The following is a 26794-nucleotide window of genomic DNA, read 5'->3' as shown; positions in this document are numbered from 1 at the left end:
GCTGGTTCATCCATTGTTTTTCCTTCTAGTAGTTTCATTGTCCTTTTGTGATGCTATTAAAGAAGCCATTTCGTAGTGGAGATGCAAAAGATTTATTCTAATTTTACATTAAAAAAGAAACGGTTTGATAAAGCAGGAAGTTATTGATAAAGTACTGGAAACAGCACGGATAGAAGAGGTGGTAGGAGACTTCGTTGATTTAAAGAAACGGGGAACTTCATTGATTGGAAATTGTCCATTTCACCATGAAAAAACACCCTCCTTTCACGTTTCTGTTTCAAAAGGAATCTATAAATGTTTTGGTTGTGGTGTTGGTGGGGATTCTCTCAAGTTTGTTATGGAGCTGGAGAAATTCTCTTATCCAGAAGCCATTCGTTATTTAGCCGATAAATATTCGATTCAAATCGAGGAAGTTGAGCGCTCACCTGCCCAGCTAGCGGCACAGGATAAACGTGAAAGTCTATATGTGCTAAGTGCTTGGGCCAGTAAATTCTTTGCCGAGCAACTCTGGAAAACCGAAATGGGACAGGTCATCGGACTCAACTATTTCAAGGAGCGTGGCTACCGTGAGGATATCATCAAAAAATTTGAATTAGGTTATTCGCCTGAGGAATGGACGGCATTGGTCGATAAAGCACAGGTAGCCGGTTTTCACCCAGATTATTTGGCCGCGAGTGGTTTGGCTATTGAACGCGATGATAAATCTTTATATGATCGTTTCCGTGGCCGGGTCATGTTTCCGATTCATAACCTGACAGGGCGTGTCATTGGCTTTGGTGGTCGGACGCTAAAGACGGATAAAAAAGTCGCCAAATATGTAAACTCTCCTGAAAGCGAAATCTACCATAAATCCGACGTATTGTATGGATTGAATTTTGCCAAGAAGGCAATTATGGAGGAGGACAACTGCTATTTGGTAGAAGGCTATGCCGATGTTCTTTCCGTTCATCAGGCTGGAGTGGAGAATGTCGTTTCATCTTCTGGAACGTCTTTGACAACAGGGCAGATCAAGCTGATTTCTAGATTTACGAAGAATGTGACTATTCTTTATGATGGAGATGAGGCGGGCATTAAGGCTTCTTTGCGTGGTACAGATATGCTGCTCGAAGAAGGCTTAAACGTCAAGGTATTGCTTTTTCCCGACGGTAATGACCCCGACTCTTATGTGCAAAAGTTTGGTGCCACAGCTTTTAAAGATTATGTCAAATCCAATCAGCAGGATTTCATTTTCTATAAAACGAATATACTTCTTCGCGATGCTAATAACGATCCAATCAAGAGGGCAGAGGTTATTCGCGATGTTGTCGAAAGTATTGCGTTGATTCCTGATGAAATTAAGGTTTCTGTTTTTATCCGGGAATGTAGCAGCCTTTTGGATATTGAAGAGCGCATTTTATTGGCTGAACTCAATAAGATTAGGCTCAATAGAGCAAAGAAGGCGGATAAGGATGCTGCTCGTAAACCTCAGAGTCCAGCGCCAAATGCAGGGATGCCACCGTTTGGCATGGACGGCCCACCTCCGGATTTCTTCATGACCGACGATGAAAGAGGAGGAGTAGCTCCGATGGAGAATGTTGAACAACCGGTACAACTCACTTCGGAAATCCTTCAGGAACGCGAGATTGTACGTATTCTGATCAACTATGGTGATTATCTAGCAACCTGGGAAGGCGACGGGGATATTCCTGTTGCAGGCCTTTTATTGGGAAATATTAGCGACATTGAATTTAAGGATAAAGCCGCAGCTTTTATTCTAAAAGCTTATCGAGATGCTGCAGAAAATTATGAAATTCCCGATGCCAAGCAGTTTTATTCAAATCCGGATGCGACAATATCCGATCTGGCAATTAATAGTGTTGCCAGTAAATATTCGCTCAGCGAAAATTGGAATGACGATAAGCGTAAAATTTATGTCACGCAAGAATATGAGCATTTAAAACAGCTTGTTGTTACAGCGATTTATCGGATCAAAAAACGTAAGATTGAGGCCGAAATGCACCATATCCGGGAAGAAATGAAACATGAACAAGATGTGGCAAATCTGGAAGTCCTTATTTTTAAATATCAGAAGCTAAAAGAAGCCGAGCGGTTGTTGGGCGGCTTTCTGGGAAATACAATTGTAAAGTAATCAATTGATATGGCCAAACATCTTGAAACGGGCGAATGGGGTGAACAAATGGCTATGGAATACCTTGTGGAGAAAGGCTATAAAATAGTGTTAAGAAATTGGCGATTTAAGAATTTAGAAGTAGATTTGATTGTCATGGACAAGGATACCTTGGTATTTGTTGAAGTAAAAACGCGGTCGGGAACCGATTTCGGCGAACCCTACGAATTCGTAGATATAAAAAAACAACGACGACTGATTCGAGCAGCACAGGCTTATATTCTTAAAACGCATTATGCAGGGGAGCTCAGATTTGATGTTGTCGCGATAACAAGATCACCCCAAGTAGCACTTCATTATATCAAAGATGCATTTTGGGATAGTTGAGGACACGTACTTATAAATAATTATACATAGATGAGAAAAATCACTTATTTTATGGCAATTGCAGCGCTTGCTTTTGCTTCTTGTAAGTCAAAAAAATCCAGTTTAGAATTTGCATCTCCTGGAGCAAATCAAGCTGTTTTGAAGGGTGCTCAGGTGCAATTGAAATTAAAATTTGAATCCGTATCAATGGATTCTGTCGCTTATTTTGTCGATGATAAACATGTGGGGTCATCAACTGACACTACGGCAATTACGGTCGATACCAAAGACATGGCTTACGGCACACGTAATATTTCCGCTTTGGTGTACAACGCAGGAAAACCCGATTCTGTTTCAAGTACATTTTATGTTGTACCTGCAAATGCAAAGAATTATGGTTTTGAGGTTGTCAACAAATATCCACACGACACAACAGCATTTACACAAGGACTACAGTTTGCCGATGGCATTCTTTACGAATCGAACGGGCGTTATGGCGAGTCGAACCTGAGAAAAGTTGATCTAAAAACAGGTAAAGTGCTGAAAGAGATCAAATTTGATGAAAAGACTTTTGCGGAAGGAATGACATTGGTTGGTAATAAGTTATTTATGTTGACTTGGCAACAGGGAGAAGGGTATGTCTTTGATAAAAACTCTTTTGTAAAGGAAAGTTCCTTTAAATATGAGAATAGTAAAGAAGGTTGGGGGCTAACTTACGATGGACAGCATTTGATAAAGTCTGATGGTTCCAATAAGCTGTACTTTCTGGATGCAACGACCGGTAAGGAGTTGAATGTTATCGGAGTTTACGATGAAGCTGGACCGGTGGATGAACTCAATGAACTGGAATTTATAGACGGAAAAGTCTACGCCAATGTCTATCAAAAAGATGTTATTGTTATAATCAATCCTCAAACAGGAGCGGTAGAAGGGCGAATTAATTTGGTGGGTATTTATGAGCATACTTCCGCTTACGATAATGAATTGAATGGTATCGCTTATGATCAAGCGGGAAAACGTCTCTTTATAACAGGTAAACTGTGGAATACATTATTTGAGATCAAGACAGTTGAAAAATAAATGAACTTCAGATCTTGATCCTTCTTCGTGAGGTCGACAGTATTGCAAGTTCGTATAAAATTAGAAACCTTGTCAGAATTAGCTGACAAGGTTTTTTTATTGCTCCCATTCTTTTTTTGAGTATGGATGTTATCGTGTGGGTTTTCAATTCAACCTTTTGTGTGATGGCGCCTCAGGTCGAGACAGAGTGCTTTTAAAACTGTATGAGGGAACGAACACTATGGCAAGCAGATCTCCCGGAATGGGGTTCCCTAATAAAGAAGAGTAGGAGTTAGCCGACATCAGTAAATAGCAAGCGGATTACGCTATTACTGATGAATGATTCGCCAGAGCGGATAGCTATAAAAGGGAACTGAATATTCCTTTGAGCCAATAGACGCAAATATTTGAAGCAAAAAAAAAGGAATGAAGTTTTAGACTCCATTCCTTTTTTTATATTGATTTTATTTCGATTAATAAATCGGAGTAAACATCCATGTATCATCAAAACGAGATGAACCGTTAAGTCCAGTCGTGATATAGCCATTGTTTCCTACCGCGAAACCAATAGCATCTTGGCGTGCTGAACCAGCGAAAGCACCGTTATCATTTGTCCAGTAGTCACCAGAAATATTATATTTCCAGGTGCTGTTGATCACTGCATTTTTGTAACCACCAACAACAAATGGTGTACCATTGATCGCGAAAGCAGAAGCGTTTGAACGGGTTAAATCATAAGTATATGAATCATCTGCTCTATTTAAATCGTTCAATTTAGTCCATTTGCTACCATCAAATTTGTAGAAATCTTTTGGATAAGCAGCATTAGAAATACCACCACCTACATAAGCTACATTATTGACAACAAATGAGAAAGCTGCTTTTCTTTTCGCTGAAAATGGCGCATCACTAATTGCTTGCCACGTATTAGCTGCAGGATCGTATTTGTAGAACTCATTCGTATTTGTTGTTCCACCATTAACGACAGTTTCACCTGTTCCAACATAAGCAGCACCATTTAAAGTAAAAGCCACTGCATTTGATAAAGCAATAGGAAGTGGAGCAATGCTTGACCAAGCACCTTTTCCATTGTCAGCTGTAGGATCAAATTTGTAGAAATCTGTTAGGTTGTTTGTTCCGTCGTTTCCGCCACCAACATAACCGATATTACCAATGGAAAAACCGATAGCACCGTTTCTCTCAACACCTGTGAAAGGCGCTTTTTCAGCCCAAGTATCTGACGCAGCGTCATACGCGTAAGTATCTTTCACGCGAAATGGTTTACCACCAGCATTACTTGCTAGACCAGTAGTGACATATGCAATGTTATTTATCAAAAAGCTAGCAGCAGATGAAGTTTGTGGACCTTTAAAGGCAGCTTTAGCAAACCATTCGTCTGATTTATCGTCGCTGTCGTCACTTTTTTTACAAGAAGAGAAAGTTGTAACTGTAAATACAAAAGCTAATAAAACGAGTAGCCAATTTTTCTTGTTCATAAATTATTGAAATTTAGTATAAAGGATGTTTAATTTAATTTTCGGATCATTCTCATTATCTTTTGCCAATATTAACCTATTTCCAGTTGAAAACAAACCCGATGTCGGTAAAGATAGATATAATGAAGTATTATTGTATGCTGTTGTTTTAATTTTTGTTAAATATTCAATCAGATTGAATGTATAAGTTCCATTAGAACCAAAATCATTGCCGCGCACTAACGTCGCTTGCTGTGTTGTTGTCGAATAAGGTGAAGTTAACAGACTAATCGGATTACCATTATTACTTGCAACCATCAAAACTAAACTTTGCGGCTGATCAAAAATGCTTGCGGCGCCATTAGGGACTTCAATGACAAGCTCAGCCTTATTAATCGCTATTGATGGATTGTTCACCAACTCTAATAACGTAGGAAACTCAATTTTTGCTACAACACCAGTTGAGCCCTCTAAAAATACATTTCCATCCGTTTGTTGACTCGCAATTTGAGGGTTTTTTAAGGTCAACGGTGCAAATTTTGTTGCAGAGCGATCCGCTTCAATTTGATTATACTGGTAAGCTTTGTTATCAATCGAAAAATACTGTTTACCAACAGATTTCGTTCCTTCATTATTCAGGAATGAATAGTGGACTTGTAGAAATACTGTGTCTTTAAAACCGATCAAGGCCGCATTGCTGTTGTCAGGAACAAGTGCCAATCCTTTGAAATATTCCTGGAAACTTGTGCTGCTCTGAATGCGGTTGTCATTATTTTTGATCATCGTAAACAGCTCATTGCTAATCGTGTTGTTGAATCTAAAAAATAAGGAATCTGCAGATTGTATACGTGGTTTAAAGGAAAGTTCTGCTAATGGAGTGTTTTCATAGGCAAACTTCTGTTTACTGAATATCGCTGCTGAAGTGACAAAAACAGGACGTTCGTCAGCGGGCTTGGTTAAATCAATCTGTGTTTGTGTGATTTCTTCCGTAACACGGTGTACCGATATCTTTTGTACTTTCGTTGTATCTCCGTAAAAGTATTTGTTGGGTGTCAATACCAAGGTCACAGAATCCAATACAGCATCATCAGGAATAGAAGCATTACTTATGGTTCCAATACCCAAGCGCATATAAGCTGTAGATTTCATACTGCCCGTAACAGCATTGCTATTCTTTCCGACAAGCATTGTTCCAGTAGCGGAAGTCGGGATGTCGTCCAATTGATAAGTCGAAACTTTGGCTGAAACCGTATCAATTGGTACTAAACCGATTGTTTCATCTCTTGAACTATCCAATGAGAGCGAAATGTCTTTATTACAACCGACGAAAGCGGCCAATGTAAAAAGTGGAAGTAAAAGTTGAATACTACGTCTCTTAAAGTCTTTAATCATATTAATTTTTGAATAGTGCAAAAGTAATCAATGCGAACTGTTAATCAGTGTTATATTTTGTTAAATATGGTTAATTACCACAGCGATTGCAAATCTAGTAATTTAAATTTGTTTTAGTTATGGGTAGAAGATTTAAATTACTGATCAGTTTGATCGTTTTAATAGGTGCAGGGATTACTGTGGTACTGGGGATTTGGCTTTATGGAAGTTATACAAATCGTAGGGACCTATTTCTATCTACCGCCGAGCGATCGCTCTTTAATGCTGTTCAGGAAGCTTACCAAGCCCGTAATGGTGATCGGCAGTTAGATGGCCCTGAGGCTGATCGGAATCGCCTCCTGCAAGATGTAAAACGGGAGCTTTCAACCCTAATACCCGCTTCTGAACTCGATAAAGCATTACAGCGCGTAAGTGCTGAACGTCCCAAAAGCGAACGATTTGACCGCGAAAGTCACATCCGAAGAGAAAAGATGTTCCCCAAAGACCGTGAAGGTCAAGGAGCGATTATTCCGCCTTTTTTGTTCCGAGATTTTGAAATGAACAGCGCCAATCTGGATTTGATCGAAAGAAAATTCAAGGAATCGCTGAACAACAAGAGCATATCGGTGCCATTTGAAATGGCTATTGTGAGGATTCCACACGATCAAATTAAAGATGTGCGTCGCAAGTACCGTGAAGCGAATCTCGCTTGGACGAGGCCCATGATGGTCAACCCGCAAAAAAATGAATTTCTTGTGATCAAATTTCAGGAGGATTGGAAGTATTTATTGTATAGCTTGAGCTGGCAGCTACTCATCTCGCTGCTCTTGATAGGGCTGCTACTAGGTACATTTTTCTATCTGATGAAAACGATTCTCAATCAGAATAAGATGGCCGAACTCCGTAAGAACTTTGTCGATAACATGACGCATGAGCTTAAAACACCGGTATCTACGGTCATGGCAGCCATAGAAGCGATACAGTTGTATGGGGTACAGGATGACAAGGAAAAGATGAATCGTTATCTGAATATCTCCAAAAAGGAACTGGAGCATCTTTCCAATATGATTGAAAAAGTACTTCAAATGGATATTGATGCGACGAGAGGGATTGTTTTGCAACGTTCGGATTTTGATCTTGTTGCTATGGTGAAAGGAGCGATTGAAGTTGCTCAGTTGAATAAAGCAAAAAAGGTAGACTTTAAGCTAATTGCTGTTCCCCCTGAAATCAGGATCAATGGCGACGAAGCCCACCTAAAAAACGTGGTCAATAATTTACTGGAAAATGCGATAAAATACGCTGGGCAGGAAGTTTATATTGAGGTGGAAGTGAAGGAAATGAAGGAAAATGTCCATATTCGTATTACAGATAATGGCAAAGGGATTTCTCCAGAATACCATAATCAGATTTTTGATATGTTCTTTCGGGTGCCCTCTGGTAATCTGCATGATGTCAAGGGGTTTGGCCTGGGGCTTGCCTATGTCAAGCAGGTGGTAAAAAGGCATGATGGTAAGATTACTGTGGACAGCGAGCTGGAAAAAGGAAGTACCTTTAGTATCCGCTTGCCTTATGAATAGATTATTCTTGACTTTCAGCAAAGGAAATAATGTAGTTTATCGGACAGTGATTAGGGTGGTCTAACCTAAAATTGTCGTTGCAGCAGGACCAAAATATATTTTTGATTGAATCACAGTACTATGATTGAAATTTTATATGTAGAAGATGAGCCGAGTCTCGGAATGATCGTTGCCGATAGCCTAGAAGCAAATGGGTTCCATGTTACCCATTGTAGCAATGGGCACGAAGCCCTGGAAGCATTTACAGCGGCTCGGCCGGATATTTTGGTGGTAGATGTGATGATGCCCGTCATGGATGGCTTTACATTGGCGACAAAGATAAGGGAGTCAGATACGCAGGTACCCATTATCTTCTTGACGGCCAAAGTGCAGACCGAGGATGTTGTAAGAGGATTTCGTTTGGGCGGCGATGACTATGTCAAAAAGCCATTTAAGATTGAAGAACTCGTTGTGCGGATAGAATCCTTATTAAAAAATAGTCCAAAGATGCTGTTCGGTCAAAAACTGATGATTGGAGACTATAGCCTGGATAGTTTGAAACATCAGTTGACCTATCAAGGTGAGGTGCTCAAGCTGTCTTTCCGCGAAAGTGAACTGCTACGGAAACTATACGAACAGAAAGATAAAGTCATTCCTCGAGAGGATATCATGCGGGCCTATTGGAGCCATGATAAGTATTTTACAGGGCGAAGCTTGGACGTGTTTATCAGCCGGATCCGAAAATACCTCAGTCAGGATGATCGGATTAAGATTATCAATGTCAGAGGAGTAGGATATATGCTTACCGTCGATTAATTGAAGTGTTCCACGTGGATTGATATGAAGAGCACTTGGCTAACGACGATTTTTCATGCCTGATTTTCCTCCGAACCCACGAATATGATAAGTGAAACTTAATATCGCGTAGCGCGTTATGGTATTGGATTGCGAAACACGTACCCAAAGATCGTTGACCTGCTGATTGATATTTTTATTGTCATTAAAAATATCAAATACTGTAAGATTGATCTCGGCATTCCTCCGCTTGAACAATTTCTTGCCTATAGAGACATTCCATAACAAACTTGTTGTACTTGGTGAATTCAGTATGCTGCCATTGTATAGATAGTTGAACGTTGAATTGAGTGTCCAAGTTTTTAACAGGGTCAAAGCGATAGAATTACCGATGGTATGCTTATAGACCGAATAATTGGATTTCTCGGTCGCTGAGTTCTTAGAAAATGCTATATTTCCATTGTAATCCAATCCAATGATAACGTCTTTACTGAATGCTGTATTGACACCGACGCGTTGACTCATCCCATATGTTTGCGCGTTGACCTTTTCGAGATTCAATAAGGTGTAATTCTGGTTGAAATACATATTGTTGTTCAGGTTGAAGTTAAGTTTCAACGGTTCGAAGCGATACCCAAGACTGTTCTGCCATTTCAGGTTGTAGACCCCATTGAAATTTTCGGGTCTGATATATTGTCCGCCTGGACCCAATATTACGTCCTCTGTGATTGTAAATGCTGAATCTGTGGTGAAAATGGTGTTGGAAATTTTATGTTGAATAAAATCCGCCGTAAAATCAGAAGTGAAGCTTCTGCCTGTGCCTTTATTGATCGACCTGAATTGCACAACAAGGTTATGGTCATATTCTTGCTTAAGATCCGGATTACCCGAGCTGATACGAAGCGGGTTTTGATTGTCTATAAAATCCTGCAATTGCTCGATTGAAGGTGTATTTGTCTTGGCATTATACCGAAACTCAATCCGCGTGTCCTTATTGAAATTATACTGGAAGTTTAAATTAGGCAGCAGACTGGTAAAGTGGCTTTTTGTTGTCAGTGTATTGGGAAATAATTTGTCATTGACTTGTGCTGCAGTCTGATAATCTAAGCCGATTTGAAATCTTACACTGTCTTTTTTGTTAAATAGGTAGGAGACACCACCGCTATGGTAAACAAAATCATTGCGGAATTCATTGGAAAGACGATTTTTTAATTCCCCCAGCTGGCCTGTTTCGGCCAGGAATTCATAGGTCTTCCGGTCCGAATAACGTGCAGTATTTCGAAATGTATAATTCCCCTGCAACCGGGAATATTTACCTAACATTTCTGTATAGGCCACCTTGGAACGAAAGCCATTATTGTCACCAATGGAATAATTCCTATTGTTTACGGTGTCGACCCGATTGAATAGGCCATCTTTATAATAGGAGTTTAGCGCAAAATTTTCCGCGTGGCTCTTATTGCTGCTAAAGGAACCATTGATATTAAAACTGATCGTGCGGCCAGGTTTATTGAGCCTCCGCATGTAAGTAAGGTCTCCACCCCAGTTGAAGTTTTCTCCAAAGCTCTTATTCCTTCGGTCAGAACTATTCAGCATCTCGGTAAGATTTAATAAGGTATTGCCCATGGAACTTGTAATCCTATCGTTACTCTGATAAGAAAAATTAGGCTGAAAGTCCAGCTTCTGAATGGAATCTATCTTCCAGTTTGCGCGGGCTGACAGCGCATGACTGTTGCTGTAGACACTGTTTAGTTGCTCCTGATTGTTGATTTGGTTGGCTCGATTGCCTGCTGTATATTCTGTTTTGTTTTGGCTGAGGATATTATTGTCCGTATAGTTGTAGGTATAATTTGCATTGAAGTCCATCCGGTCATCAAAAAAACGATCCAAATAGTTGAATCCCGCATTGAAACGTGTTGTCACTCCTTGTCCAGTACGGCCTCTTGTGTTTCCGCGGGTCGCGAAACCATTTGGCTGATTGACATTGTTGGTATTTATGTCAATTGAATATTGCCGTCTGGGGTTCATTTTGGTTACCTGTGTATTGACTGCATATTTTCCGTCGAGACCTGCCCCCCCGGAGAGCTTGCCAAAATAGGATTTTCTTTTATCGGGCTTGGTGACAATATTGATTACTTTCATGCGTTTGCCATCATCAAACCCGCTAAATTTGGCCTGCTCGGTTTTGTCATCGATAATCTGGATTTTGGCAATAACATCGGCAGGAAGGTTTTTTAAGGCGACCTTGGGGTCAGTACTAAAAAACTCACGACCGTCAATAATAATCTTATTAACAGGCTCACCCTGAGCTTTGACGTTGCCATCTTCATCAATTTCAACTCCTGGAATCTGTTTGACCAGTTCGTCCGCATCTGCAAAATCCTGTGTAACATACTTCTTGGTGTCAAATTCAAGCGTATCTCCCTTAACCTGTATGCTACTTGAGGAAATATTAATTTCATCCAATACAATTTCTGCACTATTGAGTTTAAACGTTAGGTCGATTGTTTGACCGCTGAGTTTTACCCGCCGGAGATCCATGGTATAGCCCATCGGTTGTGCGGTGACCAGATAATCACCGTTGGAAAGCGCTCCGCTGCTGAATTTACCCAAAACGTCTGTAGGTACCAGAGATTTACTGGAATCTTTTACCGCTATAATGGTGACACTAGCACCCCTAATGGGCTGTGAAGTTGCCTGATCAAGCAATTTGCCTGTAATATACTGTTGGGCTAGTGCACTTTTTCCTAATAACGATAAGGTCATAAATAGGAGCAATGTGAACCATAGATTGATCTTCATAGGTTGATCTGCAAATGTGTTTTAATGTACTGTTGACGGTTATATAATTTTATTTCCCAAAAATATGGTACTATTTGTTACGAATTATTATCATTTTAGTTACAATAACCCCAAGTGAATGGAAAGATTAGATATATTTGCAGTAGAATTAAAAATCAACTGAACAAAACCGTATAGAGATGTGGTGGCATACGGATATAGATTAAAAGAATAGAAGATGAAAGAAAGTGTTTTGAGTAGAAAAGAGCGTATTATGAAAGAAGCATTGCTGCTTTTCTCAGATCAAGGCTATACAAATACCTCTACCAAAACGATTGCCCAAAATGCAGGGGTCTCTGAAGCATTAATCTTTAAACATTTTGGAAATAAAGATGCACTGCTGGTTTATTTGATTAAATCGGGGTATCGTAAAGTTCTTACGCATCACCGTGGAATGATGACCTATCGTGAGCCGAAGGAATTTCTACGTACAATGATCAATCTACCAGGCAAGCTGGTCAGCGCAGAACCTATATTCTGGAGATTACAGGAGCGTTTGTCCCATCATCCTTTTTCCAAACAGCAGCATGAACAATTTATGAAGCCGGTTCAACCCATCATTCATCGTGCTTTTAAAGAGCTGGGGTATGAGAGCCCTGAATTTGAAACGGAATTTTTACTGCTGATAATCGATACCCTTTGGAAAAAAGAAGCCATTGGAGAGCTGGAGAATACCATCGAACTAACACTCTTCCTGGAGAAAAAGTATAATCTGATTTAGAGACCAGGCTCTAATTGTTCTATTTCCTGCAACCTGTTTCGGTCTTAATGTATCGCTGCTAATTAAAATAAATGTGGCCTGGTAGATACGTTCTAGGTCGCAAAATAGGCTGTTAATAGTGGATACCAACTTCGACTATAAGACGTTCTTTTTGCGAAGATTAAACGGTGCTTAGTCGTATTTTCTTCGGTTGCAACCGAAGAAGCACCGAAGAAGCTCCGACTAAGGTACGAATGAAGTCCTAACTTGGCACCCCGGCTTACCTAACTTTATGTAAAACGATAGATCGCTAGGATGTCCAGCTTATTTTCTCAAATAGACCAGTCTTCAGCATCTCTTGTAAGTCGTACTGAAATGCTGTTTTATGCATGTTTATATGAAATTGTTGCAAAAACAATTTCATAATGTCCAAAATAATAACGTTCTTAGTATTTCTATTTTAAATACATTATACAAACTAATTTATGTTCAAAAAACTCGGTCTGGGAATATTGGCATTAGTCGGCACAATTTCTTTTTTGAAAGCTCAGGACAAAAAAGATTTTGTGAAATACATCAACTCCCAGCATGAATGGGTCGATGCGGTATTCAATACCTTGACGCCAAAAGAAAAAGTCGCTCAGTTATTTTTGGTTAGAGCACATACAAATCTGGGCCAGAAGTATATTGACTCAGTTGCTCAGGTGATACAAGACGAGCATCTGGGTGGTCTGGTTGTCTTTCAAGGTGGCCCGGTGCGTCATGTCGATATGTTCAACCGTTATCAATCCCTGTCCAAGGTGCCTCTGATGATGACTTTTGATGGAGAATGGGGATTAGGTATGCGTATGCCGGATTCTACCTTGTCGTTTCCTTATCAGATGACTTTAGGAGCAGTTCAAGATAATCAGTTGATCTATCGTATGGGACGTGAGGTAGCACTGGATTTTCAACGCATAGGCATGCATTTCAATTTTGCTCCCGATGTGGATATCAATAATAATCCCAAAAACCCGGTCATTGGTATCCGTTCCTTTGGTGATAACAAATTTAATGTGACCCAAAAAGCGAAGGCTTATATGGATGGTATGGTGGATGGCGGTATATTGGCTTCCATCAAGCACTTCCCTGGACATGGTGATACGGATGTGGATTCACATTACGATCTGCCGCAGCTCCCTTTTGATAAAAAACGCCTAGATACCTTGGAAATGTATCCGTTTAAGGAGCTTATTAAAGCTGGAGCTCCCGCTGTTATGGTGGCGCACATGAATATCCCGAGTTTGGATGATACGCCTAATATGCCATCGTCTATTTCTAAAAAAGTAGTTACTGACCTTTTGCGCAATGAGCTTGGCTTTAAAGGGCTGACAGTCACCGACGCAATGGATATGAAAGGTGTAAAGAAATTTTTTCCCAATGGAGAGGCCGATGTACAGGCGATTATTGCAGGGCATGATTTACTTGAAGTGTCCGAAAATAGCAAACGTGCAATCGATTTGATCTTAAAAGCCATTGAAGAGGGACGCATCGCACAGGCGGATATTGATGCGCGTGTTAAAAGAGTGCTTGCTGCCAAGTTGTGGCTGGGTTTAGACAAATACCAAGCGACTGCCCAACAGAATTTATACAACGATCTGCATCGTACCTCTGCAGTTCAGCTCATTGACGAATTGTCAAATGCAGCGATTACCGCATTGAATTCGACAGATAAACTAAAATCATTCAAAAAGGATTTACCTACTGCTATTATTAATATAGGAATTACAGCCAACCAGACTTTCCAGAATGAATTGGCTAGTGCGCTGACGAATGAAACGCAATATTTTATCACCGATAGTATGAGTAAAGATGATATTAAGCGTATAACCAAAGAAATCAAGAAAAATAAGCAGTTTATTATCGCTGTTCATGATACGAGACTTCGCCCGCGTCCGACAATGACACTAAATAAAGATGTTCAAGGGCTTATGAAGAAGTTTGCTAAAAAATCGATCCTGACCTTGTTTACCAACGCTTATGCAGTGGATGGTTTTGAAGCAACAAAAAAAGCGAAAACCATTTTGCTGGCCTATCAAAATGATGCATTCATGCAGAAAGCAGCAGTAAAAACGATTTTGGGGCAAAATACGCCAAAAGGAAAACTTCCGGTTACGATCAACAAAAAATTTAAATACGGACAGGGGAAATAACGTATTATAAAATCACACAAACAGGATGCCTCTTTCGAAAATGGTCCCATTGCATTAGCAAAGCCATTTAGGAAGAGGTATTTTTTGTCAAATTCTAAATTTCTTCGTTAGCACTCCTGCTATCTGATGGCTTACTTTCATTTTTCATGCGATCAATAGCAGTAACGACATATTTGTACTGTTGATGCTGCTTGATATCGTCATCGGTATATTGAAGTTTATCGCCATCAAAGGTGATAAAGATGATTTTGCCCGGATCTTTGATGTTCACTTTTTCATCGAGGTTGAACCGATAGATTACATAACCATAAGCAGACTCCCCGTCAGTGGCCATATCTGGCTTTTGCCAAAATAAGGTGTTCATTTTGCCGTTGCCCGAATTTTTCACCAGAAGACCAAATGGGGCATTGGGCGGGATACTGTCTAACCAGGGCATCGTTGGCGGTAAGGCCGGGGTTCGATACAGGTCATTCCGCATGGAATCCTGCAGTCCAACAAGATTGTCCGTGAGTGATTTGGAACTGAAATAAATACTTCCTTCCACATCGTGCTCCTCCCTGAGATGGCGTACCTGTCTCGGTATTTGACTCCGATCTGTCCAGCCGATCTTATTTTCAGTAACACGATAAGCACCATGACCCACATAAAAGTGCCGGCCATAGGTGTGTTTTTGCCACCAGTCAACTAGGATCTCATATGCTGCTGCGCGATTTTTGAAAGGAAAGTAGATCTGGGGATTGATATAATCTATCCAGCCTTCCCGCATCCATTTGACACCATCAGCGTACAGTTCCCGGTAGGCACTTAGGCCACGGGTATCTGAACCATCACTATTATTGTCTTTGTTGTCCCAAACGCCGCAGGGACTAATACCATATTTGACGTAAGGTTTTATCTTTTTGATGGCAACACCAAGATCGCGCACCAGTACGTTGACATTATTCCGTCGCCAGTCGTCTATTTTCTCGATCCCATTATTATATTGACCAAAGGTAATCTGATCCGGTACAGGTGTATTTCTGTTATCGGGATAGGGATAAAAATAATCATCGAAATGAATGCCATCTACATCATAGTTTTTGACTACATCCATGATGACATCAATAATATATTTGCGAACTTCTGGAATACCCGGATTGAAGAGCTTCTTGCCAGCATAGGTGAAGAACCACTCGGGGTGACGTTTGGTGATGTGGTCATCCGAAAAATGAGCCGGATTTAACGTTGTCGATGCGCGATACGGATTGAACCAGGCATGTAGTTCCATCCCTCTTTTGTGTGCTTCGGTGATTGCAAACTCCAATGGATCATAAAATGGCGAAGGGGCCAATCCCTGTTTTCCGGTTAAATATCTACTCCATGGTTCTCTGCCCTTCGCGTAAAATGCGTCGGCAGCAGGACGTACCTGCAGAATAATCGCATTCAAGCCCGCACTGCGGTGCTGGTCCAGTAAATCTATAAACTCCTGTTTTTGCTGTGCGACATTATTGCCAGCCTTAACGGAGGGCCAGTCGATATTACCTATGGTTGCGACCCATACACCACGAAATTCCCGTTTAGGGAGTTGCTGGGAATACGTTCTAATCGAAAATAAACAAATAACAATGGTAAAAAAAGAATATAAATATGTTTTTCCCGTCATTCTATAAATTATAGCCAACAAAGATAGGGAAGCATTTCTTACTTTTTCCCTAAAAAATGTAAGATGTTTGTTGGATACTTGTTAAAAGAACCTGAGCTTGGTTTTCAAATTGATAATAATGCAAATGCAGGTAACATTGTACTTTATTTGTGCTAATTTAGATGCGGTTTTCACAAAAGCAATGGCTTGATCGGCCAACCGCTATATAAAAGATTATGAGCAAAGAACAAATATCCGTTTTTGATATGTTTAAGATTGGTATCGGCCCCTCGAGTTCGCATACCCTAGGACCTTGGCGTGCAGCCCAGCAATTTACCGCTGTTCTCAAGTCAAAGGGCGTATTGAATGAGGTCGAACAGGTCAAAATTTTGCTTTACGGTTCTTTAGCCAAAACTGGCGCAGGACACGGTACTGATATTGCTGTTCTGCTTGGACTGAGCGGCGATGATCCTGTTACTTTTGATGTCAATAGAGTGACTCCCAAAGTGGAGCATATCAAGGCTGTTGGTGAACTTGAAGTTGCTGCTGAGCGGACCATCCCATTTTCCTATCAGGAAGATCTCTTGTTTCTATACACTGAAAGTCTACCTTTTCATCCCAATGCCGTTACGTTTCAGGCTTTCCTATCCAACGGTAAGGCAATTACCGAAACTTATTATTCTATAGGTGGCGGTTTTGTGGTGCAGGAAAATGATACGGAAAGTGTCCTGTCGGAAGTGGATTTGCCATTTCCTGTAGATACGGCACATGAACTCTTGCACTGGACGATGAAAACAGGCCTGAAAATCTCGGAGCTGGTTCTTGAAAATGAATGTGCATGGCGTGAAGAAAGTGAAACCGTAGCCGGAGTATTGAATATCTATAAAACCATACATGAGTGTATTTATCGGGGCTGTCATACCGGCGGAACATTACCCGGCGGATTAAATGTCGAACGGAGAGCCGCCAAACTAAATAAAAAGCTCATGCAGGGACGTAGTTATCAAGATTACGAGTCCTGGGTAGCGGCTATTCGTGAGGGAGGTCAAAACTTTCAATATATACTTGACTGGGTAAGTTGTTTTGCTCTTGCGGTAAATGAGGAGAACGCCTCTTTTGGACGTGTTGTAACAGCACCTACCAATGGAGCCTCAGGCGTTATCCCGGCGGTATTGCAATATTATATTACTTTCCACGATGGAATGCGTGAAAATAAAATTATTCAATTTATTCTTACCGCATCCGAGATCGGATCGATATTTAAAAAAAATGCAACCATTTCCGCAGCAATGGGTGGCTGTCAAGCGGAGATTGGCGTTTCATCAGCGATGGCAGCCGGTGCGTTGACAGAAGTGCTGGGCGGATCACAGCGTCAGGTTCTCATGGCAGCCGAGATTGCCATGGAACATCACCTCGGATTAACATGCGATCCAATCGGTGGACTGGTACAAATTCCTTGTATCGAACGTAACACAATGGGAGCCATTAAAGCCATTACTGCAGCACAATTGGCATTGCAATCGAACCCGGATAAAGCAAAAGTGAGCCTAGATACAGTAGTTAAAACCATGTGGGAGACCGCGTTGGATATGAATGCTAAATATAAAGAAACAGCAGACGGTGGACTTGCCGTCAATATTCCATTGAGTTTGCCTGAATGTTAATGACTGTCGGAGTTTTCTTGTTTTTCGTATCTTTGACGCGGTAAAATAGATATATTCTTATAAATAGCGTAAACGAATGAAATATTGTGCAATCGCCTCCGGAAGTAATGGAAACTGCTATTATGTTGCTAAAGATGATTCTGCTATCTTGATAGACGCTGGAATCAATAGCAAACATATACACCTTCGGATGTATAATTTGGGTCTTTTACCGACTCAGATCAAAGCAATTTTCATTACCCATGAACATTCTGATCATATCAGAGGCCTCTCAGTATTTGCCAAAAAATATAATTTACCGGTTTATATTACCAAGGGGAGTTACGACGGTACCCGATTGCATCTTCCATCCCATTTAGTTCATATAATCTCTCCGGACGAAGTTGTTGAAATTGGAGGTCTCAAGGTCTATGGTATTCCCAAATTTCACGATGCCAAAGAACCCTGTAGTTTTCTGGTTTCAGACGGAACATATAATATTGGTGTACTTACAGATATCGGACGCCCTTGTGAAAATGTGCAGCATGTTATTCAACATTCAGATGTATTGCTTCTGGAATCAAATTATGACGAGGAAATGTTGCGTACAGGACGCTATTCGTACTTTCTGAAAAATCGGATCAGTAGTGGTTGGGGACACCTTTCAAATCGTGTTGCCGTCGAACTGTTTAACGCCTATAAAACCGATCGCCTTAAACATCTTATCCTAACTCACCTCTCCGGCGAAAATAATACAGTCGATCTGGTACAGCAAACTTTCGAACCACACTGCGAACGTATCCAGCTTCATGTCGCGACACGTTACCAGGAAACGGAATTATTCGACCTGAAACTTGTGCTAGAGAATCATGTAACAACTTTTTCAATTCCTTCTGCACTCTCTTCCTAGCTTACAACGCTCCTTGTGCTCGCCTTATCTATGAAATGAGAGCGTAAGAATACTGTAAAATAAAAAAATTAGTTGATTTAAAAAGATTTCCTGTTATATTTGCTTTGTTTTTAATCAGTCTAAATAGCACAACATATGTTTACTTGGACAAAAGGAAACAAAAACACCATGCAATAGACGGCAATCTATTACATGGCGTAAGTCTACATACAGCGGCAACTGGATGTAGATGACTGAAACAGCACGCTGTGTCAGTTACTCCCGATATACGATATGGAAGAACTTGCAAGATAACGAATTTTATTATTTTATTCGTTCCAGAGCTCGCTTAAACCAGCAAATTCTCCCATAATAAGTTGAAGAAAACTAAACATCAATCAACATATTATGAAAATTTTAATTTCATTTTTTACATTTCTTGCGGTATTACTGTGTAGTCATACCGGTCATGCACATGCCCTTTGGATTGAATCATCTTCTTATGGGACACTAAACCAAGCCCATGAAGTCAAAGTATATTACGGTGAGTTTGCAACCAATGAGAGAGATCAGGTCGATAAATGGTACTCCGACGTAAAGGACTTCTCGTTAATGTTGCATGCTCCTGGAAAGGAACCCGTCAAGCTTCAGTTGACGAACAACGGCGATCATTTTAGTGGCTCATTTCAACCTACAGCAGCAGGAACCTATTTTCTATCTATTGTTAAAGCTCCTAAAGATCTAGGTGGTAAAACGAAGTATGAATTTTCTTCCTTAGTACCTGTTGTCGTCGGAAAATCTGCAACACTAGATTATAAAGACGTGAAAAATCCATTGCAGATTGAGTTACTTGGTGCAGCCAATGCAAAAAAAGGGCAACCTGTAAAAGCAAAGATCACCAGCTTCGGTAAGGCTGTCCCTCAGGCCAAAGTTTCTGTTTTTTCTACGACAGGCTGGGGAAAAGAGTTTGTTGCGGACGAGAATGGTATCCTAACATTTGATGCAATCTGGTCAGGTCCTTACGTATTAGAAGCAAGTACGTTTGCTGAGACCGCAGGTGAACATGAGGGAAAACCTTATGCTTCGGCATGGCAGGGTAGTACCACTTTCTTTGCGGTAAAATAGCTGCAGTTACAGCGCTGACTGAAAAAAATAAAGGATCCATTTGAAACATCGGAAACAACAATGGATCCTAATACAACGAATATCTACTATAAAAAACATCTACCACACTACATTCATGAATAAAACTTTATCTTTTCTGGCTATTCCTATGATTAGTTCGGTTTTTTCTGTTGCACAGGCACAGACGAACAAAGTAATTGAAGGAATTCTTATCAATGAAAAATCCGAACCTATCACAGGAGCGACAGTAAGATTAACTAATACGGGGGTGACCACCAGCACAGATAGTGAGGGGCATTTCACTTTTCATAAGCTTTCATCCAAAACCTATCATATCGAGATTAAAGCGATCGGTTATGGTAAGCACACGATGGAAGTGAACGTAACAGATGAGACGACAAACCTTGGCCCCATCATCTTAAAAGACCAATCGCAAGCCATCGACGAAGTTGCGGTTTATGGTAAATACTATGAGCATTATAAGTTTGACAGTATTTCCGGATCTTTGCGCCTTAAAACACCAATCTTAGAATTGCCTCAAAATATTCAGGTTATTTCATCAGACCTGATGGCAGATCAACAGGTTTTCGACATTGTTGACGGTATTACGCGTAATATCAGTGGAGCTACACGCCAGGGACACTGGGACAATCAGTATGCGAATATCCGTATGCGCGGATCAAAGATCCCAGCATTCCGTAACGGGATGAATATTGAAGCTTCTTGGGGGCCTACAGCCGAAGATGCGAGTATGATCGAGCGAATCGAGTTTGTGAAAGGACCTGCAGGTTTTATGCTAGCCAATGGCGAACCGGGAGGATTTTATAATGTCGTTACCAAGAAGCCGACAGGAAACACGAAGGGGTCTGTAACGTTGAATACAGGTAGTTTTAGTACGTATCGTGCTGCTCTTGATTTAGATGGTAAATTAAGGAAAGATGGTAAGTTACTTTACCGCCTTAATGTAGCTGGTCAACAGAAAGATTTCTATACAAAATATAACTATAGTGACCGTGTTGTAATTGCTCCTGTCGTGACTTACAAGATGGATTCACTGACTTCATTGACATTTGAATATACCTATCAAGGTTCTACATACTTGTCAAACGGTAACTATGCCTTTTCGCCAAAAGGATTCGCCGATCCAGGTATTTCAAATGATTTTTTCGCAGGAGATCCTTCATTTGCGCCAAATAAAATCAAAGATCATAGTGCATACGTATATTTTGATCGAAAACTAAATTCCAAATGGAATTTCCATGGGCAGCTTGCTTATTTTAATTTTAATATGATCGCTACCAGTTCGTGGGTGGGTGCGATGCGTGCCAACGGTGATATGTCTCGAACCTATAATATGGCTGATGAAGCTGGGGAAAACAAATTTGGCCAATTCTCCTTTACAGGAGAGGAATATACGGGAAGCGTTCGTCATCGTATCTTGGCTGGTGCTGACTTTGGTACTAAAAAATTCTGGGGTGATTTCGATGTATTGGCAACAGATTCATTGGTGACAAAGCCATTGAATGTTTATAATCCTGTTTATGGGATTAAGGAAGAAGTAATACCTAATCCCGACAGGTCTAAAAGTATTAAAGTAAGGGCCGGGGGACAAAATTATGTGAACTCTGTATCGTATTCGTCTTTTTATGTACATGATGAGATGGCATTTTTGGAAGAAAAACTACGTCTGTCTTTAGGCTTACGCTATACGATAGCCGAAACTGTAGGGAAAACCGCTGTAGCAGATCGGACAGATAAAGCATTTACACCGCGTGTCGGATTAAGTTATTCCATAGACAAATCAACAAGTGTGTATGGATTATTTGACCAGTCTTTTGTGCCGCAAGCGGGAACCGATTGGGAAGGAAATGCTTTTAAGCCAGTCAGAGGTAATGATCTTGAGGCGGGTATTAAAAAAGAGTGGGGTGGAGGAAAATGGATTTCTACATTGAGTGCCTACCAGATCAAACGTAAGAATGCTTTGACAGATGATCTTGACCATCCAATTGCAGGTGGTAATAGTTTCTTTAAAATCGCTCTTGGTGAAACAACAAGTAAGGGAATAGAGTTCGATATTACCGGTGAAATTGTTAAGGGATTAAATGTTAACGCAAACTACGCATTGACAGATTCCAAAATATCGAAAGATGGAAAAGAAGAAAATATCGGAAATATCACACCGAATACAGCGAAACACACCGCGAATGCTTGGTTAACCTACCGTTTGCAACAAGGGCCACTGAAAGGACTAGGCTTAACAGGTAGCGTTCAAGGTATGTTTGACCGTGCTATAGGAACGACAAAAGAAAGTAACTTTAAGAATTATATAAGAACGGATGGTGGTATCAGCTATCAAAGTGGAAAATATAGTATCTCTCTTATGGTGAATAACTTGTTGGATAACCGGAAGCTGCTGACCTCAGGTTCGACAACAGCAAAAAATGCAAGTGTTCCAGAAAGTGTTAGTTATTACACCTATATCGTAGAAGCTAGACGTAATTTCCGTATGGGGGTTACCTATAAGTTTTAAAAACGATCTCGATAAATTATAGAATCGATGTATAGTACATTACTAGTCGTTATACTCTTTGGGGCATACCTTTTTTACAATACGAGCAAAAAGGTGAAATTTGGCCCCCGACCGCAATGGCTTGAAAAATTGTGCGCACAAACTAAGTTTGTGCGCACTTTGAGCATCTTATTGCTGCTCTTTCCATTTGGAGCTGTTCTTTATCTGCAAGGATTTGGAGCGGGCTTTTTTGCTTTTTTTGCCTATTTCATGTGCATGATGTGCATTGTGGTCTTATTGAATCCTTATCGCTATTTCAAACTGTACCCAATTGTGGGATTGTATGTATTTAGCCTTTGTGTTGAACTATTGATTTCTTAACCGATTAAATATGCCTGCTAATAAAAAATACCTCAGTACGCCCTTTCAGCGATTCCTGAAAATTACAGCCGGATTTATCGGTGGTTATGTCGTCATGCTCGCATTTCATGTCTTGGTCACACATATTTTTGATAAAAAAGATGTTGTTGTAACGGCTTCCTTCACCGGTTATCTCTTATGGGCGGTGCTGCTGTTGTTGGCCTTCCTTGCAAAGAACGGATGGAAAATATGGGGAATATATTTACTCTTGGCGGCAGCTTTCGCCCTGCCCTATTTCTTCAAAATGTAATTGATTATGAATAACCGAAATTATAATATCTATTTCAATACACATACCATTAGTGGCATTATCATCTGTGCGATTCTCTATGTGATATTTTTTGCGGGATCATTTGCATTTTTTAGAAATGAAATTGCTGCCTGGCAGAATAATACGTCCTATAAGACCTATCGCGAAGATCACCAAAACTTTGATCGTTTGCTCGATTCACTCAAAGGACAAACAAATTTGCATGGACGCGATATCACTTTTTATATGCACCGGGAAGGGACCTCCGCTTATGTTGGGCTCAGTGCATCCAATGACAGTATCTTAAATAAAGAAAATCTAGCGAAGGTAACACCTGAGCAGAAAGCAGCAAAAAAGAATAGCCGCAGAAGAGGTGGCGATGATGATTCAAAAAACTTTACCTATAATTTTGCGAACAAGAAGTCCGGTGACTATACGCAGAATTATGATATGGGCGAATTTCTGTTTCGTTTGCACTTCATGGCCCAGCTCAATCAGGTGCCAATCCGAGTAGGTATAGCTCCCTTTGGTTATCTTATTGCTGGAATTACCGCTTTTATTTTCCTATTTGCTCTTATTACAGGATTATTGCTGCATTGGGACAAGATCGTCTCAAATTTCTTCGTGTTCAGACCCTTCAGTAAATGGAAAACGGTATGGACCGATATGCATACGGCATTGGGTGTGATTGGTTTTCCCTTTCAATTTATCTTTGCGGTAACAGGTACATTTTTGATCATTAATTCTGTCCTGGCTTTACCGCTGAGCAAGTTGCTATATGATGGTGATCAACAAAAAATGTATCAGGAGATGGGGGTTAGTGCCGAGACCGATTTTCCCTATACCTACAAACCTTTAAAAGCAGACATTAAGATTGCTCCATTTTTGGATCTGGCAAAATATAAATGGCCGGACGCCGATTTCCAGCGTATTACGATCAAAAACTATGCAGATTCCAATATGCATGTTGTCATGGAGCTGGAACCGCATTTTAACAAGAGTTTTGCTGGATCGGGTTTATTGTCTGTGCGAGCGGCCGACAATAAGGTGGTTGCCGAGAAATCTCCGGTCAGTGACGCTACCTATGCCGATGGTGTCCGGAGCCTTTTATATCGCCTGCATTATGGTGATTATGGCGGTTATCCGCTTAAGATGGTATACTTTATTTTAGGGGTTATGGGCTGTTTGGTCATTATCTCGGGTATTTTAATCTGGCTGGTAGCACGTGACAAAAACAACGTAATTCCACGAAAGCGAAAATTCAATTTCTGGGCTGCCAATATCTTCACGGCAATATGTCTGACGATGCTGCCTGTCACTGCATTGACTTTTATTGCTATTAAATTGAGTCCAGAGGTTAATCAGGATTTTATTTACCGGGTGTATTTCTACAGCTGGCTCGTATTTTCACTGTATTACATTATCCGGAGAAGCATTCGAAGAACCAATCGCGAAACCTTGCTGGTTGGAAGCATATTGGCATTTTTTATTCCGCTTGTCAATGGATTTATAACTGGTAATTGGATCTGGGATACCTTCCGCAATGGACAGCGCGATATTTTTGTAGTCGACTTTTTATGGCTGATGATCGGTATTATTGGTGTAATCGCCTATAACAAGACCAAAAAATTCTTTGAGACGATTCGTTAACAAAGATTCTTTTCTCTCTGCGAAGTATAATTACTTCGTTTTTTAATTCAAAGGGCACCTATATGGTGCCCTTTGAGCGTATAGCAGTGTGGTATAAGTACCTCCAAGGATTAGTTTTGCACTACATTTCTTCGGCATGGCTTCGGGAAGTATTGGGGGCTTGTTGCAGATTGCTCCCAGACAGCGTCGGGGTAACTTCGGCTGTTGTTCGACTGTATCACGATTCAGGTCAATGATCGGAATGATATGCTGCTGTCCATTCAGGATGATGATGGAGGTGAAATAGACTGGGTTTGATTTCCTTATAATACGGTCTTAAAAAATCGGCCAAGACGCATCAGGTCCTGAGCAGTCTTCTCGTTCCAGTCCACGGCATAGTTGAGCCGAATACAGTTCTTAAACTGATCGTGCTGCGTAAACATCCTTCCTGGGGCAAAACTCAACTTTTGCCTGAGCGCATAATCGTAGAGCATTGTTGAGTCAATTTTAGCATCCAGTTCTAGCCAAAGTACAAACCCACCCTCAGGCTGTGACATTTTTGTGTTTTCTGGAAAATTGGCTTCAATGCTGTTTCTGAAATTGATATAATTGCTGTACAGTTTTTTTCGGAAGCTATTGAGATGATGGTCGTACCTGCCGATCTGTAGGAATTTGGAAACAGCCTCTTGGTAAATAGCAGGTTGTGAAATCGTCTGTATGAGTTTTTGTTTTAGGATCTTATCCTTGTACTGCCCGGGCTCAACCCATCCGAGCCGAAAACTTGGCGCCAATACTTTGGTAAATGATCCACACCACATCACCAGTCCCTCCTCATCAAAATATTTGCATGGTTTGGGGCGTGACGAACCGAAATAGATGTTTCCATAGAGGTCATCTTCAATCAATGGAATATGGTGATGGGCGAGCAGTTTGACAAGCTCTTTCTTGTGCTCTTCCGGCATTAGCGCACCCAATGGATTGCTAAAGTTGGTAACGAAACAACAGACATCAATTTTATGAATAACTTTTTTCAGGGCATCTAATTCTATTCCTGTAATAGGATGGGTCGGAATCTCGATGGTTTTGAGACCGAGCAATTGAAAAGCCTGAATAAAACCAAAATAAAGCGGGCTTTCCACAGCTATGGTATCACCGGGCTTAGTGACTGCGCGAAGGCAGCTGTAAATCGCATTCATAGCACCCGACGTGATAATCAGATCCTCGTCACTTATTTTTCCTTCAAGTACCAACGACCATTTGGCAATTTCTTTCCGTAAGCTGGGACTTCCCTGTACTTGTCCATATTGATCCCCGTAATCATGCAGTTCATGAACAGACTCTACAATGCATCGATTGAGTTTCTGAATCGGAAGTAATGATGGGCTGGGTAAACCCAGCGAAAAGCGTGTAATTTCCTTGTCTTCCAGCGAGTGGAAAACTTTATCGATCAATGCTGCAGGATCTTGTTTCTTTTCATCGATCTTAAATGTGGAAATAGAAGGAATAGCCATCCGACGAAGTCCAGACCGACTAACGAAATAGCCCGATTTTGGGCGCGATTCAATTAGAGATCTGCTCTCTAGTTCCATATATGCACTTTTTGCCGTGTTTAAACTTACATTGTATAACTTTTGTGCACTCCGCACAGAGGGTAAACGATCGCCATAGACCAAAGACCCATTTTTGATCTGATTCTCAACAATATTGGCTATTTTCTTATATAACAGTTGCTGTTCCATCCTTATGCTAATTTACTGTTTCTGTTTTGATTTAACCAGTTGTTATATCGATGCACTCCTTTTCGGAGCGATTCTTCTGAACCAAACATGTCCATCAACTGGTGCTCGAAGAAGAATTGCGCTTTGTCCATGAATAATTTGGAAAGCGTATCCGGAATAGGCGCTTGGCAGGTGATTTCGATCGATAAACGGTTCTTTTTACAGATTGTTACGGACGAAACGGCTGTTAATTGATTACATTGATCGAGCACCATAAAAGGCATGCCTATGAGGGCTGTATCTATCTGTTTTTTGTTGAGCATTTCTTTGATAAGCGCTAAATCAGAAAGATCTACTTGTCTGATCAGATACGGTTGATTTGCAGTTGTCGCCATAAGGATAAATCTTTTTGCTAATTTAAGAAGGGTACAGGATGCTGTTTAGGTACAGAGTGTTGTTAAAACAGGGGTACAGAAAAAAATAGGATGACCATGAGTTTTTTTAATTTCCATTTGAGATATTTACATT

20 protein-coding genes are annotated in these 26794 nt (G+C 40.6%); 14 read left to right on the top strand and 6 right to left on the bottom strand.

What is annotated here, in order from left to right:
* Positions 1-124 precede the first annotated feature (124 nt).
* Genes dnaG through AB1Z56_RS19360 form a run of 3 tightly spaced genes read left to right on the top strand, consistent with a single transcriptional unit; the run spans position 125 to position 3553 of the window.
* Complete coding sequence (gene dnaG, locus AB1Z56_RS19370) at positions 125-2128, top strand: DNA primase (RefSeq protein WP_309365437.1); 2004 nt, start codon at positions 125-127, stop codon at positions 2126-2128.
* 9 nt (positions 2129-2137) lie between these two features.
* Entirely contained in the window at positions 2138-2494 is a 357-nt protein-coding gene (locus AB1Z56_RS19365; protein ID WP_309365439.1) for a YraN family protein, read from the top strand.
* A gap of 30 nt (positions 2495-2524) precedes the next feature.
* Positions 2525-3553 (top strand): glutaminyl-peptide cyclotransferase, encoded by a 1029-nt coding sequence (locus tag AB1Z56_RS19360; RefSeq protein ID WP_426789909.1) that lies wholly within the window; start codon positions 2525-2527, stop codon positions 3551-3553.
* Positions 3554-4005: 452 nt separating this feature from the next.
* Here AB1Z56_RS19360 and AB1Z56_RS19355 read toward each other — a convergent pair whose 3' ends face one another.
* On the bottom strand, positions 4006-5028 hold the full coding sequence (locus AB1Z56_RS19355; RefSeq protein ID WP_426789908.1) for a Kelch repeat-containing protein: 1023 nt from the start codon (positions 5026-5028) through the stop codon (positions 4006-4008).
* Positions 5029-5031: 3 nt separating this feature from the next.
* On the bottom strand, positions 5032-6399 hold the full coding sequence (locus tag AB1Z56_RS19350) for a DUF4270 family protein (protein WP_426789907.1): 1368 nt from the start codon (positions 6397-6399) through the stop codon (positions 5032-5034).
* Between the two features lie 119 nt (positions 6400-6518).
* Between AB1Z56_RS19350 and AB1Z56_RS19345 the strand changes: the two genes are divergently transcribed.
* Both AB1Z56_RS19345 and AB1Z56_RS19340 read left to right on the top strand, forming a co-directional pair.
* Positions 6519-7955 carry a sensor histidine kinase gene (locus AB1Z56_RS19345; protein WP_313269451.1) on the top strand — a complete coding sequence of 479 codons (1437 nt, stop codon included), beginning with the start codon at positions 6519-6521 and terminating at the stop codon, positions 7953-7955.
* A gap of 120 nt (positions 7956-8075) precedes the next feature.
* On the top strand, positions 8076-8750 hold the full coding sequence (locus tag AB1Z56_RS19340; RefSeq protein ID WP_075994521.1) for a response regulator transcription factor: 675 nt from the start codon (positions 8076-8078) through the stop codon (positions 8748-8750).
* A gap of 39 nt (positions 8751-8789) precedes the next feature.
* On the opposite strand, the gene AB1Z56_RS19335 is transcribed toward AB1Z56_RS19340, so the two are convergent.
* Positions 8790-11531, bottom strand: coding sequence for an outer membrane beta-barrel protein (locus tag AB1Z56_RS19335; RefSeq protein ID WP_426789906.1), 2742 nt, complete (start codon positions 11529-11531; stop codon positions 8790-8792).
* Between the two features lie 217 nt (positions 11532-11748).
* Here AB1Z56_RS19335 and AB1Z56_RS19330 point away from each other — a divergent pair, with 217 nt between their 5' ends.
* Positions 11749-12291, top strand: a complete 543-nt coding sequence (locus AB1Z56_RS19330) for a TetR/AcrR family transcriptional regulator (protein ID WP_309365450.1) — start codon at positions 11749-11751, stop codon at positions 12289-12291.
* Positions 12292-12755: 464 nt separating this feature from the next.
* Positions 12756-14462 carry a glycoside hydrolase family 3 protein gene (locus AB1Z56_RS19325; RefSeq protein ID WP_309365452.1) on the top strand — a complete coding sequence of 569 codons (1707 nt, stop codon included), beginning with the start codon at positions 12756-12758 and terminating at the stop codon, positions 14460-14462.
* A gap of 94 nt (positions 14463-14556) precedes the next feature.
* Here the strand turns inward: AB1Z56_RS19325 and AB1Z56_RS19320 are convergent, their stop codons facing one another.
* A complete protein-coding gene (locus AB1Z56_RS19320) occupies positions 14557-16104 on the bottom strand; it encodes a glycoside hydrolase family 10 protein (RefSeq protein ID WP_309365454.1) in 1548 nt (515 codons plus the stop codon).
* 215 nt (positions 16105-16319) lie between these two features.
* Between AB1Z56_RS19320 and AB1Z56_RS19315 the strand changes: the two genes are divergently transcribed.
* The 7 genes from AB1Z56_RS19315 (at position 16320) to AB1Z56_RS19285 (ending at position 24569) form a co-directional block, all read left to right on the top strand.
* Complete coding sequence (locus AB1Z56_RS19315) at positions 16320-17747, top strand: L-serine ammonia-lyase (protein WP_309365456.1); 1428 nt, start codon at positions 16320-16322, stop codon at positions 17745-17747.
* A 76-nt stretch (positions 17748-17823) separates the two neighbouring features.
* Positions 17824-18636 (top strand): MBL fold metallo-hydrolase, encoded by an 813-nt coding sequence (locus AB1Z56_RS19310; RefSeq protein ID WP_426789905.1) that lies wholly within the window; start codon positions 17824-17826, stop codon positions 18634-18636.
* 387 nt (positions 18637-19023) lie between these two features.
* Positions 19024-19740, top strand: coding sequence for a DUF4198 domain-containing protein (locus tag AB1Z56_RS19305; protein WP_426789904.1), 717 nt, complete (start codon positions 19024-19026; stop codon positions 19738-19740).
* A gap of 115 nt (positions 19741-19855) precedes the next feature.
* Entirely contained in the window at positions 19856-22270 is a 2415-nt protein-coding gene (locus AB1Z56_RS19300; protein WP_426789903.1) for a TonB-dependent siderophore receptor, read from the top strand.
* Positions 22271-22297: 27 nt separating this feature from the next.
* The gene (locus AB1Z56_RS19295; protein ID WP_426789902.1) at positions 22298-22630 is read left to right on the top strand and encodes a hypothetical protein; all 333 of its coding nucleotides are present in this window, start codon (positions 22298-22300) and stop codon (positions 22628-22630) included.
* A gap of 10 nt (positions 22631-22640) precedes the next feature.
* Positions 22641-22919 (top strand): hypothetical protein, encoded by a 279-nt coding sequence (locus AB1Z56_RS19290; RefSeq protein WP_309365465.1) that lies wholly within the window; start codon positions 22641-22643, stop codon positions 22917-22919.
* 6 nt (positions 22920-22925) lie between these two features.
* On the top strand, positions 22926-24569 hold the full coding sequence (locus AB1Z56_RS19285; RefSeq protein WP_426789901.1) for a PepSY-associated TM helix domain-containing protein: 1644 nt from the start codon (positions 22926-22928) through the stop codon (positions 24567-24569).
* Positions 24570-24871: 302 nt separating this feature from the next.
* On the opposite strand, the gene AB1Z56_RS19280 is transcribed toward AB1Z56_RS19285, so the two are convergent.
* Both AB1Z56_RS19280 and AB1Z56_RS19275 read right to left on the bottom strand, forming a co-directional pair.
* Complete coding sequence (locus AB1Z56_RS19280) at positions 24872-26287, bottom strand: PLP-dependent aminotransferase family protein (RefSeq protein ID WP_426789900.1); 1416 nt, start codon at positions 26285-26287, stop codon at positions 24872-24874.
* A gap of 2 nt (positions 26288-26289) precedes the next feature.
* Entirely contained in the window at positions 26290-26661 is a 372-nt protein-coding gene (locus tag AB1Z56_RS19275; RefSeq protein WP_426789899.1) for a hypothetical protein, read from the bottom strand.
* Between the last annotated feature and the right edge of the window lie 133 nt (positions 26662-26794).

The sequence above is a fragment of the Sphingobacterium sp. WOUb80 genome (assembly GCF_050058145.1).
Classification (GTDB): Bacteria; Bacteroidota; Bacteroidia; order Sphingobacteriales; family Sphingobacteriaceae; genus Sphingobacterium.
This window is presented reverse-complemented; position numbering and strand designations above follow the sequence as displayed.